Here is a 25,554-nt window from a genome sequence, read left to right on the forward strand (position 1 = left end):
CGACATCACAGCCCACCGCCGCTCAGCACGTCGCGCGCTTCGTCGACCAGCGCGACGGCAGCGCCAAGGCTGTTGTCGACAACGAAGTGTGGGCCCTGCGGACGGAACTTCAGATCGAGCCCTGACGCGTATTCCTCCCACGCTTCCATCTTCCAGGCATCACGTGCTGCACCTCGGAATTCGATGTATTCGCGCATCGATTCGAGGTCGCACTCAACCCATATGGTCGCGATCGAAACCCGCTTTGATCGGCAACGGTTCTGGAAGCGCTGCATCCATTCGGGTTGAGCGAGTTCGGCGATAAACGGGGCGTCGAGGATTGCTGAGATTCCGCAATCCAAGTTATCCCATGCAGCTTCCATGAGGCACCGATATTCCAGTGGCCGGACCTTCTCCCGGTAAAGAACCGAACTCCGGTCGTGCGCCTCCCCGCCCAGCGAGATAAGAAGCTGGTCGACCAGCGGGCGCGTCAGTGAGTCCTTGTCGAGGATCGGCCAACCGGTGAGCCCGCCGAGGAACTTTGCGAACTCCGACTTCCCCGATCCGGCATACCCTCCCACCAGGATCACGGTCGGTCCGTCACTGATTGCTCCTGCTGTGTGGCGGCTCCATGCGTTGACCACACGATTGCGCAGAGCCTCGCTGTCCACGTCGTCGGTACCTTCGCGGATGCTGCTCAACGCTTTACGTACTGCGTCCGATTGGACGGGGAGCTTTCGCTCAGCGGAAGCAGGCGCCGGTACGGATTCCACAGAGGCGTCCTCTCCGGGTAGGGCTTTACGGAAGCCGAGTTGGGCCTCATTGCGACGATAGAGGCGGCAGTATGCCCGACGGTAATGTGGGCCGGGGTATACCGAACCTTTTTCGTGGCCCCAGATCGTTTGGAAGTTCGCGGCAATGTTGAAGCCGTGTCGCTCCGCGATTTCGCGAAGCTTCTCCCCCGTGTCTTCCAGGGTGAGCCCAATCTCCTCGCGGTGCATCCGCAGGAGATCCGGCTTCCAGTCCGGGTGCTTCCGAGCCATCTGCCCCTCCTAGATAGCTAGTCGGAGCCGCGAGTGTAGCGGCCCGGCTAGCGCTATGGAAAATCGTGATAGCGCATGTGTAAGCGGATGTATAAAACCGCTTCGACTTTCTCAGGTAGCGGGACGTGATACCGATTTTCGCGCCGTGGCGGTGAACTTGTGGCACACCGAACGAGGAGGTTCAGATGCCCCACGGCGCGACTGTCCAGGTCCCACCCCGGCTTACTAGAAGGTCAGTTCCCTTCCAGTGTCGCGACGCGTTGGCGCAGTTCTCCAACTTCGGTTCGAAGTTTGTCAACTTCCTCGCGCAGCTCCGCCATGGTCCCGACCGGATCGGCGAGCTGTGCTGCGGAGTGGCCGGCGTCGGCGGTCAGGAACACGCCCTTGCCCTGATGGCTGACGACGAGCCGGTCGCCCTTCAGCTGATTGATGGCAGCGCGGGCCACGGTCACCGTGACTCCGTAGGCCTTCTGAAGGTCCCCGTACGAGGGGAGCTGTCCGGTCTCTGCGAACTCGCCATCCGCGATGCGTCGCCGCAGGTCATCGGCTACCTGCTGGTAGGCGAACTGCTTGCCGGTCCACTCGACCATCTGCACCCCAAGTCTCGTTTCGATCTCTGCCTCATAGTGCCCGTGCCTCATAGGTGAAACCAGCGGTCCACGCTGCTTGTTCCGCGAGGGGGCTTGACGCACTCTGCCTCACAGTGCACTCTGAGGCAGAGCTGAGAAAGCCGCTCAGCCCGGAAGGGCAGAGCACTTGATCGACCTGTTTGACCTGCACGAATGCACAGGGCGGGGACGCTGCAATCCCGCTAAAGGCCAGGTAGGACGCAATGGGCTTCGGCCCGACTGGCGAGGTGGCCCGGCGACCGCGAGCAACGGCCGGAGGGTGGGGACGAGGTCCCCCTTGCAGTGCGACACGCATGTAATGCGACACCGACAGAGGAGCTCCTGATGCATCGACGAAGAACCCGGGCGCCGACCGTGCTGGACCGGCACGGCGGCTGCGCCCTTCGCGTCACTGGCTGAGCCGCGGCTTATGCGCACCGGGATAGCCGGTGAATCCCGCTCAGCTTCACCCGCGCAGCCTCCGGGCCGCGCCGGTTGCCTCCCCTGCCCGTCCGGCCGTGAGCCGTACGGGCAGGGCAGCGGGGAGCCGGAGCACGTCCTCCTGCTTCACCTCATCCGAACGGCGCGCGGCCCCGGTGTCCTACCACCGGGGCCGCTGTTCTGGGCCGTTCCACCGACAGGAGAAAACGACCCATGAAGAACATTGTGGCCGGTCGCATCGCGGCCAACACCACCGAGTTCATCGAGCTGGCCCTGGGTACCCCGGTTGAGCTGTGGCTGGGGGTTGAGGGTGAGAGCGAGATGGAGCGGGCGGCCCGTGAGGCTGCGGCCCGCGACATCCTCGCCGACAACCCCGGCCTTCCCGACCGGGTCAGCCAGGTCGCCGCTGAGGCGATCGAGGCCCACGCGCCGGAGCTGTTCAACGTCGTCCCGCTGGTCCGGCCGGCGGCCCGCCGGAACCGTTCCCGGAAGGGAGCGGCGGCATGAGCGTACTGACCGTGGAGCGGCCGGGGGTTCCGCCGCTGACGCGCCCGGAGATGGGCCTCGCCGGTATCGGCGCGCTCGCCGCGGCTGGTGTCGGAGCGTTGGGGCTGATCTCCTCGTTCGATGCTGTCTCGGCTGCGGCTGCCCAGTGGGGCTTTGGTGAGCCGTGGATGCTGCCGGTCGGTATCGACGTGGCGATCCCGGTGTTCACCGTGGCCAACCTGCTGCTCATCCGGATGGACATGGCCCTCGCCTGGGTCAGGTTCGTCCCCTGGATCCTCACACTCGTGACCTGCGGTCTGAACGTCGCCGCAGGGCACGGGATGTGGGCGAAGCTCGCCCACGGGACCATGCCGCTGCTGTGGGTGGTGTTTTCCGAGATCGGCGCGCACATCTACGCCGTACGGATCGGAGCTGCGACCGGCCGCCGGATGGACAAGATCCGCGCCTCGCGCTGGCTGCTCGCCTTCCCCTCCACGTTCTCCCTGTGGCGCCGGATGACGCTGTGGGAGATCACCTCCTACGCCGACGCTCTCGCCCGCGAGAAGGAGCGCCAGCTCGCCCGAGCCGACCTGCGCGAGCAGTACGGATGGCGGTGGCGGTCGAAGACACCACGACGCGAGCGCGTTCTCCTCCGCCTCGGCGCACACGCTCCCGAGGGCACCGAGCCCGAGCCGGAGCCGGAAGAGGCTCCGGAGCCACCCGTACCGCCGCAGGAGCCGAAGGAGCGGGTGGCGCGCAAGCGTGCCTCGCGCCCGAAGAAGCAGGCGCCGAAGGCGCCCCGGACCGCGGCTGAGCTGCTGGCCGAGGCCCGCGAGGTCACCGCCGACTGGGCGGACGACGCGATCAACGCCGAGGCGCTCCGGACCGCACTGCACTGCTCGGCCGCGAATTCCCGCACCCTGCGGGACGCGCTGCTCGCCGAGCGGGTCGACGGCCGGCCGCTGCACTCCGTCGACACCACCGACACGGAAGAGACCGCCGAGACGGCCGAGGAGGTCGCGGCATGAGCACCCTCTTAACCGCCCTGGCTGCGGCTGGGCCTATGGCAGCCGGTTGGTCCGGCCACGTGCTGTGGCTCCGGCGTCGACTCCACACCGCCCGCCGTGACCCGCTCACCGGGCTGCGGACCCGTGAGGGCTTCACCCGCCGCGCGAGCGCGCTGCTGCGCGATGAGCGGGCGGTCGTGATCCTCGCGGACGTCGATCACTTCAAGCAGATCAACGACCGCCACGGCCACGCCGCAGGCGACGCCCTGCTGAAGGCCACCGCCGACCGGCTCGCCCACTACGTCGGCCGCGACGGTGTCGCCGGGCGACTTGGGGGAGATGAGTTCGCCGCGGTCGTCATCGACGCCCATGGCAGCGTCGCGGACCTGCTCGCCGTCCTGCACGGCGTGCTGGCCCGACCCGCCGACAACACCAACCCGCACGTGGCCACCACGGTCTCGCTCGGCTGGGTCCGCGCCGCCGACCACCCGGGCGAAGACCTCTCCGCCCTGCTCGGTCGGGCGGATGAGGCGATGTACGCGGCCAAGCAGGGCCGCGCCGGGGTCGGGCGAGCGGGGCTGGGGCGGCTGTTCGCCACGGTGGCCGGCCGCCGCTCCGGACGGCGCGGTGCCCGCACGGATGCTCCCGCGATCGTGGCGGCTGCCTGATGTCCCCGACGTTCGGCAAGTGCTTCGACCCGACCGGCGCGACGTGGGGGATACCGACCTACCCGTGGCGCTACGCCCCCGACGGCTACGCCACCCGCCGCCAGCTCCGCGCCCTGGGGCTCCGGCCCGGAGGTCAGCCGGTCGCCGCTCAGGTCATGCGCCGCAGCCGGGGACGCAAGTCGGGCGCGTTGGTCGGCCACCTCTACCGGATCGACCTCGCCAAGCCCGTCCGGCCGATGACGTCACGCAAGTGGGGCGCGCTCGCCCTCGCGATGCTCGCCCGCCGTACCTGCCCGCAGTGCCGCACCGACGCCGGATACGTCATCCCGACCTCCCTCGGCACCTGCGTCCCCTGCGCCTACCCCGACGAACAGCGCACCGCCTAAGTCAGCACGGAGCGCCAATCCTTGGCCAGAACTATCACCAATCGGTGGTAGTTACGCCCCTTGCGGCGCCTCACGATTCAGTACGGGCCCGGTCGCCCACCTTCCACAGCACGCGTCCGGGCCCGCCGTTCCCTCCCGAGAGAAGGAAGCTTCAGTGAAGCACCCCGACGAAGAGAACGACTTCTTCAACCGACTCGAAGCCGACATGGCCACCGACCGGACGGCCGACGCGGGGGCCGACGTGGTCGACCTCGACAAGGCCCGCTCCGCCCGCACCGAGTCGGCCGACCCCACCCCCCGACCCGACGCCGCCGCGTCGCCCGACTCCCAGCCCGACGAGTCGGGCCAGACCCCGGCCGACCGGTCGGCCGACCCCGGCGACGACGAGTCGGCGGCCGTGATGGTCGACGGCCCGGCCCCGACCGGGCCGGGTCTGATGGACAAGGTCCGGGGCGGCAAGCGCCGCGATGTCATCCCCGGTTGGGCCCGATCGAAGCCGGAGTTCCTGGACGCGCTGGGCTGGCTGGGCGGGTACGCCTGGCATACCACGGCGTTCCACACGGTCCGGCTGCCTTGGTACGGGCTGCGGCTCGCGTTCCAGGCCCCGGCGGGCGCCGCGAAGTTCGTGGGTGGCGCGATGCGCTGGGTGGCCGACGCCGAGGGCGAGCCACTGCGCCAGGTCGCCGCCCGACGCGAGGACGTCGAGCAGTACCTCAAGCTCTCCCGGCAGCGCGACAACAGGGTCAAGCTCCGCGGCATCCTCGCCGTCCTCTCCCTGATCCTCGGCCCGGTCGTGGCGCTGCTGCTGTTCGTGCTCGCCCCGACCTGGCTCACGGTCATCGCGCTGGCGGTCCTGACAGCCGGTCTCGGGTTCCTGGGGGCGCCGGCCGACAAGCCCGTCATCTCCCGCGCGGTGGTGGCGACCGAGGTGGAGCGGCTGACGTCCGGGATCGTGGAGCGTGCCCTTGGCGCGCTCGGTATCGCGGAGATCAACAAGGCTCTGGCCAAGGGCGGCGAGGGCATCAAGTTCCCCGCCCCGATCACCCGCGACGGACCGGGATGGCGCGCGGACGTCGACCTGCCCTACGGCGTGACCGTGCCGGACATCCTCGATCGGCGCGAGAAGCTTGCATCCGGTCTGCGCCGCCCGCTGGGGTGCGTGTGGCCGGAGCCGGTGGCCGATGAGCACGCAGGCCGCATGATGCTCTGGGTCGGGGACAAGGCACTGAACAAGACTCCGAAGGCGCTGTGGCCGCTGGCCAAGGGCGGGGAAGTGTCGCTGTTCAAACCGCTGCCGTTCGGCACCGACCAGCGCGGCCGGAACGTCGACATCACGGTGATGTACGACAACGTCCTGATCGGCGCCATGCCGGGCATGGGCAAGACGTTCTCCCTGCGCACGCCGCTCCTCGCGGCCGCACTGGACCCGCTGGCGGAGCTGCTGATTTGGGAGCTGAAGGGCACCGGTGACCTGGACCCGCTGAAGAAGGTCGCCGCGGACTACGGCTCCGGCCCGGACGACGAGACCTGCGCCGCCGCGCTGGACTCGATCCGCTACGTGCACAAGGACCTGGAGCGCAGGGCGAAGGTGATCGCCTCGCTGCCCAAGGACAAGTGCCCGGAGAACAAGGTGATCCCGTCGCTCGCAGCCAACCGGTCGTTGGGCCTGCACCCTCTGGTTCTGGCGGTCGACGAGTGCCAGGAACTGTTCTCCCACGAGAAGTACGGCAAGGAAGCCGGGGCCCTGTGCACGGCCATCATCAAGCGCGGCCGCGCCCTTGGAGTGATCCTGCTGCTCGCCACGCAGCGCCCGGACAAGGACTCGCTCCCGCCTGCGATCAGCGCGAACGTCGGCACGCGGTTCTGCCTGCGGGTCATGGGCCAGATCGAGAACGACATGATCCTCGGTACCTCCACGTACAAGAACGGCATCCGGGCCACGTCGTTCACCAAGTCAGACAAGGGCATCGGCTACCTGGTCGGTGCCTCCGACGATCCGCAGATCGTCCGCGGCTACTACATGGACAACCCCGCAGCGGACGCCATCTGCGACCGCGCCCGCAAGGCCCGCATCGACGCGGGCACCCTCACAGGGCTCGCGGCCGGCATTGCGCCGGAGCGGCGGACGGCAGCGGACACGCTGTTGGAGGACGTCCTTGCTGTCACCCCGCCGGATGAGGCCAAGCCGTGGAACGACGTCACCGTAGACCGGCTCGCCGAGCTGCGACCGGAGCTGTACGGGCCGTGGGCGGAGATGGAGCCCGCCGAGAAGGCCCGTCAGCTCACCACCGCGCTCAAGCCGTACGGCGTGAGCACCGGGCAGGTGGCACGGCGGATCAACGGCAAGACCGTCAACCGGACCGGGTTCGAGCGCTCCCGCATCCCCACCGCGATTGCGGAGCGTGACCGTAAGCGGGACGCGAGCTGACCGCCAGGGGCCTCTAGCGCTAGGGGGCTGACCCTCTAGCGCTAGAGGTCCCGCTAGCGGCCCCTGTGTCACTTGATCAGGCCGCTAGCCGATAGCGGCCCACCTGCAAGAACCTCGAAAACAGCCCTGGGAGGGCCTTCGTGACCCCTGCCCTGCTCGCTATCGCGCTTCTGCTGTTCGTCACTCTCGGTTATGCGTCCCTGTGTGCGGTTTCGCCGTTCGAGGCCTGCCGCAAGTGCAACGGCTTCGGCTTCGCCATGGCCACCGACCGCAAGGGCAAGCCCAAGCGCGGCAAGACCTGCCGCCGCTGCAAGGGCCACGGCAAGCGGATACGCGTCGGCCGCTGGCTCTACAACCGCGCCTCCCACACCTACCGCCTCGGCAGCCGCTGACCCAGACCTAACGACCCGACAGGAGGCCCCTTGTGGCCGTCACCGTCTCCCTGGTCCTGCTCTTCGGACTCGTCCTCTTCTTCCTCCTGCGCTCCAAGAGCCTCGGCTACGGCTCCGCGTTCATCGCCGTGATGTTTGGGTTCTTCCTCGCCTCCACCGGCGCCTCCGGCCCCATCAACGAACTCGCCACCGCCGTCATCGATGCCATCCCCAACCTGTAGGGAGCCCCGTCATGAACGAACCGATCGTCCACCGACACTGGCTCGCCCACGCCACCCCGAAAGCCGCCCCCGCGGTCGCCACTTCCACCGTGCTGATCCTCGGCAGGATCTGGAACGCCAACGGCGCCGAACACAGCGTCGGCAACGCGGCCCTCATGGTCGTGCTCGCGGCCGGGGCTGCGGCGGCCGGCGCGTTCGCCTCCGCCGGACGTGCCGGGGACAGCGTGATTGCCGGAACCGCGTTCGCCGCCTCCGGCGGGCTCGCCCTCGCCGGGGTCGCCGGATACGCCGACGGCCTGCCGCTGCCGCTGCTGCTGTGGGCACTGGCCACCACCGTCGCGTACGGCATCACCGCCCGCCACTGGCGCACCGACCGCCGCGACACCCTCGCCCACCACCGGCACACCACCGAGCGGCGCGAGGAACACGGCCACATCGAACGCGTCGAAGCACTGCGAGCCGGGGCACAGATCCAGGTCGCCCGTGAGGGCGCCGCCTACGCCACCGCGCTGGCTCAGGCGCTCACCGCCCGTGCCGCCCTGCCCGGTTTCGACCCCGCCCATCTCACCTGGGCCGGACTGCCCGAACTCCCCACCGGCCACCGCACCGAGGAGAACTGAGCCATGGACGAGGACGACTTCATCGACTGCGAGCTGTGCGCCCCCAGCGACGGCAGCGAGCCCTACCCGTACGCGCACTGCTGCGCGTGCGGCGCGGACGGCTCCAGCGAACGCCCCGACTGCATCTGCGAGTAGCACCGGAAAGGACCGGCATGTTCGAGATCCGCGTCATCTGCACCGAGCCCGACATCCCCGCCGTCACCGCAGCCCTGACCAACGCGTTCACCACCGGCGCCGTACGGCAGAGCAAGACGTTCGACGGCAGCAAGACCCGCCTGTACGTCACCGCCGAACACCGCCCGCAGCCGTGGCCCACGTCCGAGACTGCGTACGCCAAGGCACGCAGCATCATCAGCGAGATCGGCTGGACCGCCCGCGCTGCTGCGGACAAGCCGTTCGGCGAGCAGATCGGGCGGGAGTTCTGGCTCCGCAAGGCCGCCGTCCTGGACCGCATCGCGCTCCAGGACGAAGCCGACGGCGCCCACGGCGACGCGGCCGACGTCGCAACCGAAGCCGCCCGCCGCCTGCTCGACATGGACCGCGCGGCCGGGCTCGGTCCCGGCGGGTACAGCGACGGCCCTTACCCGCCGGACCACCCGGACAGCGTCCGCAACCCCCGCGGCTATGTCCGTCAGGAGTACGCCGCCTGGCACCGGCACCACTAGCTACGCCGAGGGCGGCCCCCTCTCACGCCAATGAAGCGGGGCCGCCCTCGTCCAGCCACTCACATCAGAGAACTGGAGACCTCCAGCATGACTCAACCCACCACCATCCGACGAGGCCGGAACCGTGGTGCCCACCTTCGCACCGCTCTGGCGCTCGCTGCGGCCGATGTGCCGGTGCTGCCGCTGCGGGCCGGGAAGGTTCCGTTCGGGAACTGCCCGGCCTGCCGGGACAACGTCTGCGGCGGCCGGCCGAACATGAAAACCCCCGGCCCCTGCCACTGCACCCGCCCCTGCCACGGCTGGGCCGCCGCCACCACCAACACCGGCACCTTGACCGGGCCCGGATGGTCGGCGGTCTGGGAACAGGCTCAAGCCGTGGCCTACCACCCCGGCGGCGCCGGACTCACCGTCGTGGACCTGGACGACACCGACGCCGTCACCTGGGCCCGCCAGTCGCTCCCCGCCACCCGAACTGTGCCGACGACGCGGGGTGAGCACTGGATCTACTGGGGTGCGACGCAGTCCGCGAACGCGGTGCGACCCGGCGTCGACATCAAGTCCACGATGTCCTACGCCCGGTGGCTCGGTCCCGGCACCGGCACCATGAGCGCTCTGCCCGACGCCGTACGCGCCTTGATTGTCAAGGAACCGTCGCCGGTCCGACCCGTCACCGTACCCGTACCTGCCAAGGGCGGGGAGTGCCGTCACCGCGCCCCCGCCTACCTGGAGCGCGGTATCGCCATGGCGGAGCAGCGGATCACCGAGGCGGCCAGCGGCGTGCACGCGACCGTGTACCGCACGTTCCTCGCCGTGCTGTCCACGCACGGGCGGTGCGGCTGCCTGACTGAGGCCCACATGGGTCGGCTGTTCGCCGCCGCGCAGTCCAAGGGCGAGAGCGTCCGGCACTGCAACGACGCGTGGGCCAACGCCCGTATCGCACTGGGGATGTGACATGTCCGAGGACGAGAAGAACCCGGCGCGTGAGGTCATCACCGAGTACGCGCAGTCACACTTCCGGTACTTCCGCACCGCCGATGGCACCGTCTATGCACAGAAGAACGGCCACCCCGTGGCCCGCCCGATCCGCTCGCAGGGTACGACGGGCAGCCACCGGCAGGAACTCATGGTCGGCATGTTCAAGGACGGTGTCGGCGTGTTCAACGGCACGGCCCTGAAAGAGGCGTTGGACCTGATCGAGGCGCTCGCGCTGACCGAGACCACCCAGGCCGTACACATCCGCGTCGCCCCCGGCTTCGACGGGGCGACCTGGCTGGACCTCGGCCGCGCTGACGGGCAGTCTGTCCGTATCCACCCCACCGGGTGGGAGATCACGGTCCCGGACCCGCGTGAGGTGTGCTGGCGGCGCACCCAGCTCACCGGGGAACTTCCCCTGCCGGCCAAGGACACCGACGGCAAGGGCATCGATCTGCTGATGCGGCTGTGTAACTTCGCCAACGCCGAGACCGAGTGCCTGGCCATCGCCTGGCTCATCGGCTGCCTCGGCCCCGGCGTCCCCGTCCCCGCACCGTTCCTCACCGGCCCGCAGGGCGCGGGAAAGTCGACCGGTGGGCGGATGCTGGTGCGGATCGTGGAGGGCATGAGCGGTGACCTGCGGCGGGCTCCGAAGGACGAGGAGAACCTGATCGCGGCTGTGGCCGCCGGATGGGTCACCGCCCTGGACAACCTGTCCCACATGACGCCGGACCTGTCCGACGCCATGTGCTGCATCGTCACCGGCGCCGAGAGCGTGAAGCGCGCCCTGTTCACCGACGGGGACGTGCACCGCGCCCGCTACCGCCGCCCTCTCCTCCTGACCGGTATCGACGTCGGCGTCATCCGGCCCGACCTCGCGGAACGACTGCTGCCCCTGCGTCTGGAGCGGCCCCAGGTGAGGCGGACCGAGGCGGAGCTGTGGGCGGAGTACGCCGACGTTCTGCCCGTGGTCCTCGGCTCGCTTCTCGACCTCACGGTCAAAGTCCGGGCCGCCGAAGCGGAGACCCCGACCGATCTGCGGATGGCGGACTTCGCCCACCTGTGCGCGCAGCTCGACACCGCCACCGGCCTCGGGGCGCTCACCGCCTACCGGGCGAGCCTGGACGACCTGAACGACGACGTCATCGAAGGCGACCTGTTGGCGCAGACCGTCCTTCAGTACGCCGACACCATGGCCGCTGGCGGCGAGCAGCGGATGCCGTCGACCGAGTGGCTGCACTGCCTCAGCCGCCTCTACAGCGGCGAGGAACTGCGCCCCCTGCCTAAAGGATGGCCGACGACAGGCAAGGTGCTCTCCGACCGTCTCAAGCGCCTTCAGCCCACCCTCGCGGCCCGGGGGGTGCTCATCGACAGCGGGCGTACCCGCGAGGGCCGTTACCTCGAAATGACCCGCCAGGGCGCACCACCGCCGCCCGAGCAGTCGACAGCGTTCTGACCCGCACCGCCCGGTCACCCCGGACAAGCAAGAGGAGCACGCCTCGCCGGGTGCTCCTCTTGCTGTTCGGCGGCAGCGCCGCCTCAAGGTCGTGCCGCGACGCGGCTCCTTCTTCACGCCTGAAGGAGCACCGCACTACTACAGACACCCCCTTCTTTTTCCTAAGTAGGGAAGCTCTGCGTCACAGCGTCACGCACACCAGGAAAAGGCCCCCTGACCTGCTGCAACGGGCGTGACGCAGACGGCAGGCTCTGCGTCATCCTGCGTCACCTGCGTCACGCCGTGACGCAGCACGTGACGCACCGATGACGCACCCCCTCACCGCCGCGTCACGCAAAGCCCCAGGTCAGAAGCCCGAGTGACGCTGGTGACGCTGTGACGCAGAAATCCGCACCTCGGACACACACGGGCCGAGGTTCCGAGCTCAACTCCTCGAAGGCGAAGACGACTGCCCAGGAGGCACCCCGAATGAGCACCGCGATTGCCGCCCCCGTCGACCGACTTCTGTACAAGCCGGAGGAGGCTGCCGAAGCCCTCGCTATCGGCCGGTCGACCGTCTACGAGCTGATGGCCGAAGGGGCCCTCAAGTACATCAAGTTGGGCCGCATTCGCCGGATTCGGCGTGCGGATCTCGAAGCGTACGTGGAGAACCTCACCCCGCTGTCCAACTGACCTGAGCACACCCGAGGCGCCCCGAGCATCCCGCTCGGGGCGCCTCCCCCGTGGAGGAACGCATGAGCCCGCGAAAGCCCAACATGGAATCGTCCATCTACTTCGGTACGGACGGCTGGTGGCACGGACGCGTCACGATGGGCGTGAAGAACGACGGCAGTCCCGACCGCCGCCACCGCCGTGCCAAGACCGAGCCCGAGATCAAGCGCAAGGTTCGGGAGCTGGAACGCCTGCGCGACCAAGGCCGCGCGCCGACTGCGGGCCGGAAGCCGACCGTGGCGAAGTGGATGGAGACCTACCTCACCGACATCGCGAGCTTGAAGCTCAAGCCGCGCTCCCTGGACGACTACTGGTCCAAAACCCGGAACGACATCATTCCGGGGGTCGGTCAACACCGGATCGACAAGCTGCAACCCGAACACCTGGAGCGGATGTACCGGGCCATGCTCGATGCCGGGCACGCTCCCTCCCACGTGGTGAAGGTGCATCGCATCTTGTCGCGTGCGCTGAAGATTGCCCACCGCCGGCGCATCATCGCGGAGAACGTCGCCACCCTCGTGGACCCCCCGAGTGTGGACGAGATGGAGGCCAATCCGTTCACCAAGGAAGAGGCCAAGGCGTTCCTCGAAGCAGCCGCGAAGCGGCCCACTTCCATGCGGTGGATCGTGGGCGTCGGCATGGGGTTCCGGCAGGGGGAGACTCTCGGTCTGCGGTGGTCGTACGTAGACCTGGAGGCGGAGCTGTTCCGTCCTGAGTGGCAGCTACAGCGCCTCACCTGGCGCCACGGCTGCGGTGATGCTCACGCCTGCGGCGCGCGCCTTCATCGCTTCGAGCCCTGCCCACCAGGCTGCACCACTCACAAGGGCTACAAGCGCGGTTGCCCGAAGCCTTGCGCCAAGACGTGCACGAGCCATGCGAGCGCATGTCCGCAGCGCAAGGGGGGCGGTCTCGTCTTCACGCGCCCCAAGACGAAGAAGAGCCGGAACGCCGTCCCGATTCCACCTGTCTTCATTCCCTTCCTCCACGAGCACAAGGCCCGGCAGGAGGCGCTGCGGGCCGCCGGTGGGGAGCTGTGGCAGGAGTACGACGTCGTGTTCTCACGGCCGGATGGGCGCCCGCTTGACCCACGCGCCGACTACGAGGAGTTCAAGGAACTCCTCGGGGAAGCGGGCATCGACGACCGTCGCCTGTACGACGGAAGCCGTCACACGGCCGGCACAATCCTGAACGAACTGGGCGTGGACATGCCCACGATCATGGAGATCCTTCGGCACACCCAGATCAGTCAGACACGGCGGTATGTGAAGGGGCGGTCTCACCTCTCGAAGGACGCGATGCGTCGCATGGGCGAGTTCTTCGTTCCCGCGCCCCCCGAGCCTGGCCCCATTGAGACCAGAACTGAGACCGTCGACACTCGCGCGGCCCGCGCTCGACGGCGGCGCCGTGTCCAGTAAAAGCAAAAGCCCCAGGTCACGGCGAGTGAGTCCTGGGGCTTCTACAGAGCCGCCTTCGGGATTCGAACCCGAGACCTACGCATTACGAGTGCGTTGCTCTGGCCAACTGAGCTAAGGCGGCGCCGCTGCCGACACCATGGTGCGATCAGCAGCGGGCCCAAGTCTACACAGTTTCGAGGGGTACTCCGTACAGCTCCCTGCAGACCCCATCCGAGCAGGTCAGCGGCATGGTCAGGAGCACTTCTTGCCGTCCTTCGGAGGCGTGCCCTCCAGGAGGTAGGTGTTGATCGCCGTGTCGATGCAGTCGCTGCCGCGGCCGTACGCCGTGTGGCCGTCGCCGTCGTACGTCAGGAGGGTGCCGGACTCCAGCTGGCCCGCCAGGGACCGGGCCCACTTGTACGGGGTCGCCGGGTCGCGGGTCGTGCCGACCACGACGATCGGCGCCGCGCCCTTGGCCTCGATGCGGTGCGGGGTGCCGGTGGCCTTCGCCGGCCAGTAGCCGCAGTTCATGGAGGCCCAGGCGAGGCCCTCGCCGAAGACCGGGGACGCCTTCTCGAAGACGGGGAGCGCGGAGCGGACCTCGTCGGGGCCGGTGAAGGCGGGCGGCAGGTCCAGGCAGTTCACGGCGGCGTTGGCGTACATGAGGTTCTGGTAGCTGCCGTCGTCGGCGCGCTCGTAGTACGTGTCGGCCAGCGCGAGCAGAGCCGCCCCGTCCCCGCCGATCGCGCGGGTGAGGGCCTCGCGCAGCTCCGTCCAGGCGGACTCGTCGTACATCGCCGCGATCACGCCCGTGGTCGCGAGGGACTCACCGAGCGGGCGGCTCTGGCCGGTGGGAACCGGCTCGGCGTCGAACTCGTCGAAAAGGCCCTTCAGGCGCTTGCCCGCCGCGTCCGGCGTACCGGTGCCGAGCGGGCAGTCCTGGCGCTTGACGCAGTCCGCGGCGAACGACTGGAAGGCGGTCTCGAAACCGGCCGTCTGGTCACGGTTCATGTCGCGGGCCGGGAGGGACGGGTCCATCGCACCGTCGAGTACGAGACGGCCTGCGCGGGCCGGGAAGAGTTCGGCGTACGTCGCGCCGAGGAAGGTCCCGTACGACGCCCCGACGTAATGCAGATTCTCGTCGCCCAGCACCGCGCGCAGGATGTCCATGTCGCGGGCCGCCTCGACCGTGGAGACGTGGGGCAGGATCGCGGCCGAGCGCTTCGCGCAGCCGGCCGCGAATCGCTTGAAGGACGTGACCAGCCTGCCGGTCTCCCCCTGGTCGTCGGGGGTCTGGTCGACCTGCGTGTACGCGTCCATCTCCTTGCCCGTCAGGCACTCGACAGGCTCGCTGCGGGCCACGCCGCGCGGGTCGACGGCCACCATGTCGTACCGGGCGCGGACCGGTGCCGGGTATCCGATCGCGGCGTACGCCTGGACGTAGCTGATCGCCGAGCCGCCGGGGCCGCCCGGATTGACCAGCAGGGAGCCGAGGCGCCTGCCGGGGCCGGTGGCCTTCTTCCGGGTGACGGCCAGCTTGATGTCGGCCCTCTCCGGCTTCTTGTAGTCGAGCGGGGCCTTCATCGTGGCGCACTGGAAACCGGGGGCACCGCACGCCCGCCAGCTCAGCTTCTGCGCGTAGTACGTCTGGAGAGCGGCCGGGACCGTTTGCCCCGGCGCGGACGCCGAGGCACTCGGCGGCGTACCTCCCGGCGAGCAGCCGGAGATGAGCAGACCGGCGGTCGCGAGGGCGGTGGCAGAGATCCGGATCAGATGCCTGGTGTCCATCCTCGGAGCGTAGTGGGGCAATGACGGATTGTGCGGAGAGCGGCTCGTACGAGTGATCCGGTCAACCATGGGCCCGGTGAGCGGGACAGCGGTGCGGCGTTACGCCGGGTCAGCCGGCGCGCAGGGCCACCGTCATGGCCTCCACCGCGAGCAGCGGCGCGACATTGCGGTCCAGGGCCTGGCGGCAGGTGATGATCGCCTCTATCCGGCGCAGGGTGCGCTCGGGGGTCGAGTTCTGCGCGATGCGGTCGAGGGAGTCTCGTACATCCTCGTTGGCGAGGGCGACCCGCGAGCCGAGCTGGAGCGCGAGTACGTCGCGGTAGAAGCCGGTGAGGTCGGTCAGGGCGAGGTCGAGGCTGTCCCGCTGAGTACGGGTCGAGCGGCGCTTCTGGCGGTCGGCCAGCTCCTTCATCGCGCCCGCCGTGCCACGCGGCATGCGGCCGCCGGACGCCGCGCCGAGGGCCGCCTTCAGGTCGTCCGTCTCCTTGACGTCGATCTCCTCCGCGACCTGCTTGGCGTCCTCGCCCGCCGCGTCGACCAGCTCCTGGGCCGCCCTGAGGCAACCGCCGATGTCGGCGACGCGCAGCGGAAGCTTGAGCACGACGGCGCGGCGCGCCCGCGCACGCTCGTCGGTGGCGAGCCTGCGGGCCCGCCCGATGTGGCCCTGGGTGGCGCGGGCGGCGGTCGCGGCGGTGTCGGGGTCGATTCCGTCACGCCGTACGAGCACGTCTGCGACGGCCTCGACGGACGGCGTACTGAGGGTGAGGTGGCGGCAGCGGGAGCGGATGGTCGGGAGCACGTCTTCCAAGGACGGCGCGCACAGGAGCCAGACCGTACGGGGAGCGGGCTCCTCGATGGCCTTGAGCAGCACATTGCCGGCGCCTTCGGTGAGCCGGTCGGCGTCCTCCAGGACGATGATCTGCCAGCGGCCGCCCGCCGGGGACAGCTGGGCGCGCCGGACGAGCTCGCGGGTGTCCTTCACGCCGATGGAGAGCTGGTCGGTACGGACGATCTCCACGTCGGCGTGCGTGCCGACCAGGGACGTATGGCATCCGTCACAGAACCCGCAGCCCGGTGCACCGCCCAGAGCCCGGTCCGGGCTGACGCACTGCAGCGCGGCGGCGAACGCGCGGGCGGCGGTGGACCGTCCGGAGCCCGGCGGTCCCGTGAAGAGCCAGGCGTGCGTCATCTTCGACGCGGCAGGGGCGAGGGTGGCGCCGGACCGGTCGGCGACGGCGGTCACGAGCGCGTCGGCGTCCCGCGCGGCGGCGGCCAGCTGCGCCTGTACCCGTGCCTGCCCGACCAGGTCGTCCCATACGGCCATGGTGCTACCGCCTTCGCCGTGCGCTTACGTTGCTTGCGTTCTTGAACCCCGACCATCCCATTGTGGTCGACCCCACTGACATCCATCGCCCATGAGGCCACCCCTGGACCGCCTGGACCGCCTGGACAGCCGCCGAGTGCGGTGCTCTACCGGAAAGCTGCCTGGTCGCGAGGCTCAGGCGGGCCGGGCTCCGGGGCGGAGCCCCGGTTTCGGGAAGGGAGGGGCAGGGGAACAAAGCCCCGCCCCTCCCACCCGCACGCCTAACGGCGCCCGCCCCGCCCCCACTGATCGCCACGATCGCCGCGATCACCGCGATCACCGCGATCGCCGCGATCACCGCGATCGTCGTCCTCGTCGCCGTCCCGGCCGCCCAGCAGCTCGTCCGCCAGCGACGGCAGATCGTCGAGCGGCGTCTCCTCCGCCCAGTCGGAGCGCCGGCGCGACGCACGCGCGTTCTGGCCCGCGGTCGGATGCGCCGCTTCCGGGTCCAGCCACGGCAGCTCGCGCGTACGGTCATTGCCGCCGTCGCTCTCGTCGCCGTCCTCGGCCCGCTCGTCCCGGAAGAAGCCCGGCGGCACCCGGTCGGAAGGCTCGTCCCGTACGGGCGGCAACACCGCCGTCTCCTCCGCGGGCGCGACGTCCCGCACCGGCGGCAGCACCGCTGTCTCGTCCGCCGGCTTCGGCCCTGCGTCCCGCACCGGCCGCAGCACGGTCGTATCGTCGCCCGGCCGCGCGTCCCGCACCGGCCCCGCGTCCCGCACCGGCCGCAACACCGCCGTCTCGTCCGCCGCACGGCCCGCGGACGCCGAAGGGGGCTCCTCCTTGCGCATGTCGATACGCGGTGTCTCCACCGTCTGCGTCACATCGTCCGGCCGCACGACCGGCGTCGGCACAGTCAGCTCAGCGTCAGTCAGCTCAGCACCGGACGACCGGGCCGGCCCCGCCGCATCCGCCGCCGTCGACGCCGCCGCGGAGGCCGCTGCCGCCGACTCCGCGAGCCTGCGCGCCTCCTCCGCCCGCAGCAGCGCCTCCTCCGCCCTGCGCTGCTTCTCGCGGCGGCGTTCCTCCGCCTCCGCCCGCAGCCTGGCCTCTTCAGCGGCCTGCCGGCGCAGCCGCTCCTGCTCGGCGGCCCGCGCCTTCTCCTCCGCCTCGCGGCGCAGCCGCTCCTCCTCGGCGAGCCGGCGCGCCTCCTCGGCCCGGCGACGGGCCTCCTCCGCCTGCCGTTCGGCCTCGCGCTGCCGCGCCTCTTCGATCTCGCGGCGCTTGCGCTCCTCCTCCTCGGCGCGGAGCTTCGCGAGCTGTGCCTGCCGCTCGCGCTCCAGCCGCTCCTCCTCGGCCTTGCGCGCGGCCTCCTCCTCGGCCTTGCGCCGCGCCTCCTCCTCGGCGGCCTTCCGCGCTTCCTCCCGCGCCTTCACCTCGGCGTCGGAGAGAGGCAGCATCCGGTCCAGACGGTGGCGTACGACCGTGGTGACCGATTCCGGGTCCTGACCGGCGTCCACCACCAGATACCGGCCGGGATCGGCGGCGGCCAGCGTCAGGAAACCGTGCCGCACGCGCGCGTGGAACTCCGGCGGCTCCGACTCCAGCCGGTCCGGCGCCTCCGTGAACCGCTCGCGCGCGGTCTGCGGCGAGACGTCCAGCAGAACCGTCAGATGCGGTACGAGCCCGTCCGTCGCCCAGCGCGAGATACGGGCGATCTCGGTCGGCGACAGATCGCGGCCCGCGCCCTGGTAGGCCACGGACGAGTCGACGTACCGGTCCGTGATGACGACAGCGCCGCGCTCCAGCGCCGGACGTACGACGGAATCGACGTGCTCCGCGCGGTCGGCGGCGTACAGCAGCGCCTCCGCGCGGTTCGACAGGCCCGCGCTCGACACGTCCAGCAGGATCGACCGCAGCCGCTTGCCGATCGGTGTGGCGCCGGGCTCGCGCGTGACGACGACCTCGTGGCCCTTGTTGCGGATCCACTCGGCGAGCGCCTCGACCTGGGTGGACTTGCCCGCCCCGTCGCCGCCCTCGATGGCGATGAAGAACCCGTTCGCGGCGGGCGCCTGGTCCGGCTCGCCACCCCGCAGCGCCTCGCGCAGGTCGCGGCGCAGCGGGACGCCCTGCCGGTCGTCCGCCTTGGCCAGTACGAGCGCGGCGACCGGCAGCAGCAGCGCGCCGACGAGCATGAGCGTGAAGCCCGCGCCGCCGTGGGCGAAGACGAAGCTGCCGCTGGCCAGCCGGTGCGGGCCGATCGCGGCGGCGAGCACCGGGGCCACGACCGCGCCCAGGGCGATGTAGACCCGTACGACGGCGTGGAGGTGTTCCGTGGTGCGTGCCCGCCGGAAGTCCTCGGTCTCCTGGTCGAGCAGCGTGTGCCCGGTGTTCGCGGCGACTCCGGCGCAGAAGCCGGCAAGCAGCGTGATCATGATGACGGTCGCCGTGTCGGGCACCATGCCCATGGCGAGCAGCGCGATGCCGGTGACGGCGATCGCGAGCGACAGCAGGCGGCGCCGCGACAGCGTGGGCAGCACCTTCTGCGCGCTGCGGATGCCGACGACAGCGCCGCCGGTCAGGGCGAGGAAGAGCAGGGCGAAGGTGACGGGGCCGCCGCCGAGGTCCTTCGCGTGCAGTACGGCGACGGCCGCCGCGGCGGCGATCGCTCCGGCGACGGCGGCGCAGGCCACGACGATGAGCCGGATCGCGCCGGTGCGCCCCTTGTCGACGCCCGTGCCGGTCTTGGGCCGGCGCAGGCCCTCCAGGGGGGAGCGCGCGCGGGGCGTCTGTGCGTCGGGCAGTTGCAGGAAGTACAGCGTGGATACGGAGGCGGCGAAGAGACCGGCGGCGACGTACGACCCGAGGGCGGCCTGGTGCTGCGTGAACCAGTCGATGCCGGAGCCGAGCAGATTGCCGACCAGGGTCGCCACCAGCAGCACTGCGGCGGCCGCGGGCAGGGCGACGAAGCTCGTACGCAGCGACAGCCGGCGCAGCGCGTCCAGGTGGTCCGGCAGCGGCCGTACCGTCGCGCCCTCCGGCGGCGGCGCGGGCAGCAGCGCGGGGGCGGCGCCCTCCTTGGCGACCGTCCAGAGGCGCTCGGCGACGCCGGCGACGAAGACGGTGCTCAGGAGTACGGCCTGGGCCTTGTCAGGGGTCCAGACGATCCACAGCGGTGCGACGACGAGGAGGCCGAGCCGCAGCCCGTCCGCGCCGATCATCGTCCAGCGGCGGTCGAGCGGACCCGATGGCGCGGTCAGTGTGGAGACCGGGCCCAGGAGCAGGGCTCCGAAGATGAAGGTGGCAAGGATCCGAGCCCCGAACACCGCGGCGACCGCGAAGGCCGCACCGCGATAACCACCGCCGAACGACCCTTCCGAGATCGCCGCCTGAAGCGACAGCAACAGCAGCACGAGAAGGGCGAGTGCGTCGCCGGTGTTGCCGACGACCTGTGCGCTCCACAACCGCCGGAGCGGAGGGAGGCGCAGCAGGGCTCGTACGGCTCGCTCGCGTGAGTCTGCGGCTAGTGCGTCGGAGGTGGGGCTCACGACCGTTGGCTGCTCGGCTCGCGTCATCCGCCCAGCCTATCCGGACGCCGCCGGTCCCTGGAGTCCCACCCGAACAAACGCCCGCCCGCAAGGGCGGGATCTCACTCGTCGCTGAGCAGAACCTCGTCAAAAATCTCCACCACGACGACGACCAGCAGCCCGTGCGCGACGACGTACTCGATGAGCAGCCCCGGCGCCACCTGAGCCCTGCGGTCGTCCTCGTGAGTGCCGATATGGCTGCTGGCCTTGTGATACGGGTCGAGAGCGAGCTTGGCCAGCCCACGCTCCAGCAACTGACGCCTGGCCGGCGCGAGGGCTTCAGCCGTGGCTTTTGCCTCGACGGTGTACGTGACTCGATACGACATCGAGCTCCCCCTCTGCTCAGTTGTCGCTGTCCGGCTCGGCGGCCATGCTCTTCTTGGCCGCCGTCTTGGTAGCGGTTTTCTTCACCGCAGTCTTCACAGCAGCAGTTGTCTTTTTCGCCGCCGTCTTCTTCGCAGCGGCGGTCTTCGCCGTGGTCGTCTTCTTGGCCGCGGTCTTCTTCGCCGGGGCCTTCTTCGCCGGAGCCTTCTTGGCGGTCTTCTTCTTCGCCGGGCCCTTGGCGCGCTTCTCCGCGAGGAGCTCATAACCCCGCTCCGGGGTGATGTCCTCCACGCTGTCGTCCGTCCGCAGCGTCGCGTTCGTCTCGCCGTCCGTGACGTACGGACCGAAGCGCCCGTCCTTCACGACCACCGGACGCTCGCTGACCGGGTCGGTGCCCAGCTCCTTGAGCGGCGGCTTGGCGGCCGCGCGGCCCCGCTGCTTGGGCTGGGCGTAGATCGCCAGTGCCTCTTCGAGCGTGATCGAGAAGAGCTGGTCCTCGGTCTCCAGGGAGCGCGAGTCCGTGCCCTTCTTGAGGTACGGGCCGTAGCGGCCGTTCTGCGCGGTGATCTCCACGCCCTCGGCGTCGGTACCGACGACGCGCGGCAGCGACATCAGCTTGAGCGCGTCCTCAAGCGTCACCGTGTCCAGCGACATCGACTTGAAGAGCGACGCCGTTCGCGGCTTGACCGCGTTCTTGCCGGTCTTCGGAGTGCCCTCGGGAAGGATCTCCGTGACGTACGGGCCGTACCGGCCGTCCTTCGCCACGATCTGGCGGCCCGTCTCCGGGTCGGTGCCCAGCTCGAAGTCGCCGCTCGGCTTGGCCAGCAGCTCCTCGGCGTACTCGACGGTCAGCTCGTCCGGCGCCATGTCGTCCGGCACGTCGGCGCGCTGGTGGTTCTCGTTGTCCTTCTCACCGCGCTCGATGTACGGGCCGTAGCGGCCCACGCGCAGCACGATGCCTTCGCCGACCGGGAACGAGGAGATCTCACGGGCGTCGATCGCACCGAGGTCGGTGACGAGCTCCTTGAGGCCGCCGAGGTGGTCGCCGTCGCCGTTCCCCGCGTCCGCCGCTCCTCCGGGAGCGACGCCCGTGGTGCCGGCGTCGCCGCCCTCACCGAAGTAGAAGCGCCGCAGCCACGGCACGGCCTGGGCCTCGCCCCGCGCGATGCGGTCGAGGTCGTCCTCCATCTTCGCCGTGAAGTCGTAGTCGACGAGCCGGCCGAAGTGCTTCTCCAGCAGGTTGACCACGGCGAAGCTCAGGAAGGACGGCACGAGCGCCGTGCCCTTCTTGAAGACGTACCCGCGGTCGAGGATCGTGCCGATGATCGAGGCGTACGTCGACGGGCGGCCGATCTCGCGCTCTTCGAGCTCCTTGACCAGCGAGGCCTCGGTGTAGCGGGCCGGCGGCTTGGTCGCGTGCCCGTCGACCGAGATCTCCTCGGACGACAGCGCGTCGCCCTGGGCGACCTGCGGCAGCCTGCGCTCACGGTCGTCGAGCTCGGCGTTCGGGTCGTCGGCGCCTTCGACGTACGCCTTCATGAAGCCGTGGAAGGTGATCGTCTTGCCGGAGGCGGAGAACTCGGCGTCGCGGCCGTCGCTCGCCCGGCCGCCGATCTTCACCGTCACGCTGTTCCCGACGGCGTCCTTCATCTGGGAGGCGACGGTGCGCTTCCAGATCAGCTCGTACAGCCGGAACTGGTCGCCGCTCAGGCCCGTCTCGGCAGGGGTACGGAAGCGGTCGCCGGAGGGGCGGATCGCCTCGTGCGCCTCCTGCGCGTTCTTGACCTTCGCGGCGTACGTGCGCGGCTTGTCCGGCAGGTAGTCGGCGCCGTACAGGTGCGTGACCTGGGCACGGGCCGCCTGCACCGCGGTGTCGGAGAGCGTCGTGGAGTCCGTACGCATGTACGTGATGAAGCCGTTCTCGTACAGCTTCTGCGCGACCTGCATCGTCGACTTGGCGCCGAAGCCCAGCTTGCGCGATGCCTCCTGCTGGAGGGTCGTCGTACGGAATGGGGCGTACGGCGAGCGGCGGTACGGCTTCGACTCGACCGAGCGGACGGCGAACGGCGAGTCGGCGAGGGCGGCGGCCAGGGCGCGGGCGTTCGCCTCGTCGAGGTGAAGGACGTCACTCTTCAGTTGTCCCACGGAGTTGAAATCGCGGCCCTGGGCGATACGCCGGCCGTCGACCGTCGTCAGGCGGGCGACCAGAGAGGACGGGTCGGAGGCGTCACCGGTGCGTCCCGTGGAGAACGTGCCGGTCAGGTCCCAGTACTCAGCAGAACGAAAAGCGATGCGCTCGCGTTCCCGGGCTACGACAAGCCGGGTGGCGACGGACTGGACACGGCCGGCGGACAGCCGGGGCATGACCTTCTTCCACAGGACCGGCGAGACCTCGTAGCCGTAGAGACGGTCGAGGATGCGGCGCGTCTCCTGGGCGTCGACCATGGGCTTGTTCAGGTCACGCGGATTGGACACGGCCTCGCGGATCGCGTCCTTGGTGATCTCGTGGAAGACCATCCGGTGGACCGGGACCTTGGGCTTCAGGACTTCCAGGAGGTGCCACGCGATGGCTTCGCCCTCGCGGTCCTCATCGGTGGCGAGGAAGAGTTCGTCGGACTCCGCGAGGAGGTCCTTGAGCTTCCTGACCTGCGACTTCTTGTCGGCATTGACGACATAGACCGGCTGGAAGTCGTTCTGTACGTCTACGCCGAGGCGGCGCACCTCACCGGTGTACTTGTCGGGCACCTCGGCGGCGCCGTTCGGGAGGTCGCGGATGTGCCCGACGCTCGCCTCGACGACATAACCAGGGCCGAGGTAGCCCTTGATCGTCTTCGCCTTGGCGGGCGACTCGACGATGACGAGTCGGCGGCCGCCGTGTGCGGTCTCGCTGGTCGGGGACAACTTGGCTCTTCTCTCCGGTCGACACTCAGTGGTCTGTACGTGACGCTGCGGAGTGTGACGGTACAACCCGTCCCCGTGTCAAACGGCAAAAGCCCGCAACGGCCACTCGAACGGTAACCCGACTCCCGGCATTCCTGCCGCCCGGACCGCCCGACCGCCTCTGCGGGACCCCTCTGGAGACCTCGTGGAGATGCCGTGTGGATCTCTTCCGATCAGATCCGGCCGAAACACCACACTCCGAGAGCGACGAAAGCCGCACCGAACAAAGTGGCCAGCGCGAATGAGGTCGCGGGGCTCGTTCCGTACGCCACCGGCGCACGGCGCAGAGCGCACGCTCCCGTCCACCACAGCAGCGCGGCCCCGAACAACGTGAACGCCGCTCCGGCGAAGATCCCCGGCCCGCTCTCCATCCCCGTACCCCTCACCCTCACCGTCGGTCACCCTGGTTCCCCGGATGGTGAGGCTGGCACCCACGGAACACCGGCCGGCGACCTCGATACGAACGTCCGGTGAACGACGGGCGGGCGGCAGGGGCGCGGCTCGTCCAGCAGCTCGGTCCAGCGGCCCAGTCCAGCAGCTCGGCCCGACGGCCCAGTCCAGCGGCTCGGTCCGACGGCTCAGTCCAGCGGCTCCAGGAAGGCCTGCTCGACCAGCAGCCGGATCGCCTCCGGCGTGCGGTCACGCAGCAGCACCGGGTCCTCTCCGAGGAGTTGCGCGATGGCGTCGAGAATGCGTCCCGCGCTGAGCGACCCGTCGGACACCCCGGCGAACCCGGCGCCGACGGTGTCGACCTTCGTCGCGCGCCGCATGCCACGGTTCTGGCGGAGCACCACGTACTCCGGGTCCTCGGCGCCCGGAAGCCCGATCTGCTCCTGCACGACCTCGTCGGCGAGCCTGAAGTGGCCGGCGAGCAGCGCCGCGTCGTCGTGCGTCCGCAGGTAGTCCTGGCGCTCGAAATGGGCCCGTACGACCGGACCGAGGGGCTGTTCGACGGGGTGCGGCCACTCCTCGACGGTGATCGAGGGGTTCTCGGCGCCGGACTTGCGCAGCGTGATCCAGCCGAAGCCGACGCCCTTGGTCTTGCGGGCCTCGAACTCGTCCAGCCAGGCGTCGTAGCGCGCGGCGTACTCCGCGGGGTCGGCGCGGTGGTCGCCGCTGTCGCGCAGCCACAGCTCGGCGTACTGCGTGACGTCCTGCACCTCGCGCTGCACGATCCACGCATCGCACCCACGCGGCACCCAGGAGCGCAGCCGCTCCTGCCACTCCTCGCCCTCCACGTGCTGCCAGTTGGCGAGGAACTGCGCGTACCCCCCGTCGTTCAGCCGGTCCCCCGCTCCCTGAACGAGCAGGCGGCACAGATCGTCCCCGCCCATCCCGCCGTCGCGGTACGTCAGCCGCGCACCCGGCGAGATGACGAAGGGCGGGTTGGAAACGATCAGGTCGTACGTGTCCTCACCCACCGGCTCGTAGAGCGAGCCCTCACGCAGGTCCGCCTCGGGCGCCCCGGAGAGCCCGAGCGTCAGCCGCGTGAAGTGCAGGGCGCGCGGGTTGAGGTCGGTGGCGGTGACGTGCACGGCGTGCTGCGCGGCGTGCAGCGCCTGGATGCCGGACCCGGTGCCGAGGTCGAGGGCGCTGGAGACCGGCGTACGGACGGTGATTCCGGCGAGCGTGGTGGACGCGCCGCCGACGCCGAGGACGACACCCTCTTCGCGGGTGCCCGCACCACCGGCGCCGCCGACCGCGCGGCCCAGATCGGAGACGATGAACCAGTCCTGGCCCTCCTCGCCGCCGTAGGGCCGTACGTCCACCGTGGCCCGTACGCCGCCGCCCGCGCCGCCGGCCCCGTCCGCCCCCTCGCGGACCAGCCAGCCGTCGGCCAGGCACTGTTCCAGGGGCAGGGCGGCCGCCGCGCGGCCGGCCGGCACGGCCTGCTGGAGCAGGAAGAGCCGCACGAGCGTTTCGAGCGGGCTGCCGCCGCGGGTGGCCCGCAGCGCGGGCACGGTCTCGCTGCGGGCGAGCGCGGCGTACGCGGGCGCGCCGAGCAGCTCCAGCAGCCCGTCGGCGGTGAAGTCGGCGGCGAGGAGCGCGTCGCGCAGGCGGGCGGAGCTTTCGGGCGCGGGGAGGCTCGCGGGGAGGCTGGTCGTACTCACCCGGCCATTGTCACCGCTCGCACT

The 25,554-nt window shown here is 70.2% G+C and carries 23 protein-coding genes and 1 tRNA gene; 14 read left to right on the plus strand and 10 right to left on the minus strand.

Features of this window, described 5'->3' with window-relative positions; translation table 11 throughout:
• Positions 1-5: 5 nt before the first annotated feature.
• Entirely contained in the window at positions 6-1,022 is a 1,017-nt protein-coding gene (locus tag G412_RS40035) for a P-loop nucleotide/nucleoside kinase family protein (RefSeq protein ID WP_028810394.1), read from the minus strand.
• 233 nt (positions 1,023-1,255) lie between these two features.
• A complete protein-coding gene (locus G412_RS32745) occupies positions 1,256-1,612 on the minus strand; it encodes a GntR family transcriptional regulator (RefSeq protein ID WP_167546431.1) in 357 nt (118 codons plus the stop codon).
• A 672-nt stretch (positions 1,613-2,284) separates the two neighbouring features.
• On the opposite strand from G412_RS32745, the gene G412_RS0100750 reads away from it, so the two are divergent.
• From G412_RS0100750 to G412_RS0100815, 14 genes are all read left to right on the plus strand, one after another.
• A complete protein-coding gene (locus tag G412_RS0100750; protein WP_028810395.1) occupies positions 2,285-2,578 on the plus strand; it encodes a hypothetical protein in 294 nt (97 codons plus the stop codon).
• The gene (locus tag G412_RS0100755) at positions 2,575-3,585 is read left to right on the plus strand and encodes a DUF2637 domain-containing protein (protein WP_028810396.1); all 1,011 of its coding nucleotides are present in this window, start codon (positions 2,575-2,577) and stop codon (positions 3,583-3,585) included. The genes G412_RS0100750 and G412_RS0100755 overlap by 4 nt, the downstream gene beginning before the upstream one ends.
• Positions 3,582-4,232 (plus strand): GGDEF domain-containing protein, encoded by a 651-nt coding sequence (locus G412_RS32750; RefSeq protein ID WP_037647244.1) that lies wholly within the window; start codon positions 3,582-3,584, stop codon positions 4,230-4,232. Before G412_RS0100755 ends, G412_RS32750 begins: the two co-directional genes overlap by 4 nt.
• Positions 4,232-4,618, plus strand: a complete 387-nt coding sequence (locus G412_RS0100765; protein ID WP_028810397.1) for an RRQRL motif-containing zinc-binding protein — start codon at positions 4,232-4,234, stop codon at positions 4,616-4,618. Before G412_RS32750 ends, G412_RS0100765 begins: the two co-directional genes overlap by 1 nt.
• Positions 4,619-4,772: 154 nt before the next feature.
• Positions 4,773-7,046 (plus strand): cell division protein FtsK, encoded by a 2,274-nt coding sequence (locus tag G412_RS0100770; RefSeq protein ID WP_028810398.1) that lies wholly within the window; start codon positions 4,773-4,775, stop codon positions 7,044-7,046.
• A gap of 140 nt (positions 7,047-7,186) precedes the next feature.
• Positions 7,187-7,438, plus strand: coding sequence for a hypothetical protein (locus G412_RS0100775; protein ID WP_028810399.1), 252 nt, complete (start codon positions 7,187-7,189; stop codon positions 7,436-7,438).
• A gap of 32 nt (positions 7,439-7,470) precedes the next feature.
• Positions 7,471-7,659 carry a hypothetical protein gene (locus G412_RS0100780; RefSeq protein WP_028810400.1) on the plus strand — a complete coding sequence of 63 codons (189 nt, stop codon included), beginning with the start codon at positions 7,471-7,473 and terminating at the stop codon, positions 7,657-7,659.
• 11 nt (positions 7,660-7,670) lie between these two features.
• Positions 7,671-8,279 carry a hypothetical protein gene (locus G412_RS0100785; protein WP_028810401.1) on the plus strand — a complete coding sequence of 203 codons (609 nt, stop codon included), beginning with the start codon at positions 7,671-7,673 and terminating at the stop codon, positions 8,277-8,279.
• 3 nt (positions 8,280-8,282) lie between these two features.
• Positions 8,283-8,414: a hypothetical protein gene (locus G412_RS41330; RefSeq protein WP_279626748.1), complete on the plus strand. Its 132-nt coding sequence runs from the start codon at positions 8,283-8,285 to the stop codon at positions 8,412-8,414.
• Between the two features lie 17 nt (positions 8,415-8,431).
• Positions 8,432-8,944, plus strand: coding sequence for a hypothetical protein (locus G412_RS32755; RefSeq protein ID WP_037647246.1), 513 nt, complete (start codon positions 8,432-8,434; stop codon positions 8,942-8,944).
• Between the two features lie 87 nt (positions 8,945-9,031).
• Positions 9,032-9,895 carry a bifunctional DNA primase/polymerase gene (locus G412_RS0100800; protein ID WP_051338029.1) on the plus strand — a complete coding sequence of 288 codons (864 nt, stop codon included), beginning with the start codon at positions 9,032-9,034 and terminating at the stop codon, positions 9,893-9,895.
• 1 nt (position 9,896) lies between these two features.
• The gene (locus tag G412_RS0100805) at positions 9,897-11,372 is read left to right on the plus strand and encodes a hypothetical protein (RefSeq protein WP_028810403.1); all 1,476 of its coding nucleotides are present in this window, start codon (positions 9,897-9,899) and stop codon (positions 11,370-11,372) included.
• Positions 11,373-11,840: 468 nt separating this feature from the next.
• Positions 11,841-12,044 (plus strand): helix-turn-helix domain-containing protein, encoded by a 204-nt coding sequence (locus G412_RS0100810; protein ID WP_028810404.1) that lies wholly within the window; start codon positions 11,841-11,843, stop codon positions 12,042-12,044.
• Between the two features lie 62 nt (positions 12,045-12,106).
• Positions 12,107-13,498, plus strand: a complete 1,392-nt coding sequence (locus tag G412_RS0100815; RefSeq protein WP_028810405.1) for a tyrosine-type recombinase/integrase — start codon at positions 12,107-12,109, stop codon at positions 13,496-13,498.
• A gap of 47 nt (positions 13,499-13,545) precedes the next feature.
• Here G412_RS0100815 and G412_RS0100820 read toward each other — a convergent pair.
• From G412_RS0100820 to G412_RS0100860, 8 genes are all read right to left on the minus strand, one after another.
• Positions 13,546-13,619, minus strand: a tRNA-Thr gene (locus tag G412_RS0100820).
• A 110-nt stretch (positions 13,620-13,729) separates the two neighbouring features.
• On the minus strand, positions 13,730-15,265 hold the full coding sequence (locus G412_RS0100825) for an alpha/beta hydrolase (protein ID WP_028810406.1): 1,536 nt from the start codon (positions 15,263-15,265) through the stop codon (positions 13,730-13,732).
• Between the two features lie 109 nt (positions 15,266-15,374).
• Positions 15,375-16,589 (minus strand): DNA polymerase III subunit delta', encoded by a 1,215-nt coding sequence (locus tag G412_RS0100830; RefSeq protein ID WP_028810407.1) that lies wholly within the window; start codon positions 16,587-16,589, stop codon positions 15,375-15,377.
• A gap of 260 nt (positions 16,590-16,849) precedes the next feature.
• The gene (tmk, locus tag G412_RS32760) at positions 16,850-20,143 is read right to left on the minus strand and encodes a dTMP kinase (protein ID WP_051338030.1); all 3,294 of its coding nucleotides are present in this window, start codon (positions 20,141-20,143) and stop codon (positions 16,850-16,852) included.
• 74 nt (positions 20,144-20,217) lie between these two features.
• Complete coding sequence (locus G412_RS0100845; protein WP_028810408.1) at positions 20,218-20,481, minus strand: type II toxin-antitoxin system RelE family toxin; 264 nt, start codon at positions 20,479-20,481, stop codon at positions 20,218-20,220.
• A 16-nt stretch (positions 20,482-20,497) separates the two neighbouring features.
• On the minus strand, positions 20,498-23,380 hold the full coding sequence (gene topA / locus G412_RS0100850) for a type I DNA topoisomerase (RefSeq protein WP_028810409.1): 2,883 nt from the start codon (positions 23,378-23,380) through the stop codon (positions 20,498-20,500).
• Positions 23,381-23,592: 212 nt separating this feature from the next.
• Positions 23,593-23,790, minus strand: a complete 198-nt coding sequence (locus G412_RS0100855; protein ID WP_028810410.1) for a hypothetical protein — start codon at positions 23,788-23,790, stop codon at positions 23,593-23,595.
• Positions 23,791-23,997: 207 nt separating this feature from the next.
• Positions 23,998-25,530 carry a DUF7059 domain-containing protein gene (locus G412_RS0100860; RefSeq protein WP_028810411.1) on the minus strand — a complete coding sequence of 511 codons (1,533 nt, stop codon included), beginning with the start codon at positions 25,528-25,530 and terminating at the stop codon, positions 23,998-24,000.
• Positions 25,531-25,554: the final 24 nt, after the last annotated feature.

The organism is Streptomyces flavidovirens DSM 40150, from assembly GCF_000429085.1.
GTDB lineage: Bacteria > Actinomycetota > Actinomycetes > Streptomycetales > Streptomycetaceae > Streptomyces > Streptomyces flavidovirens.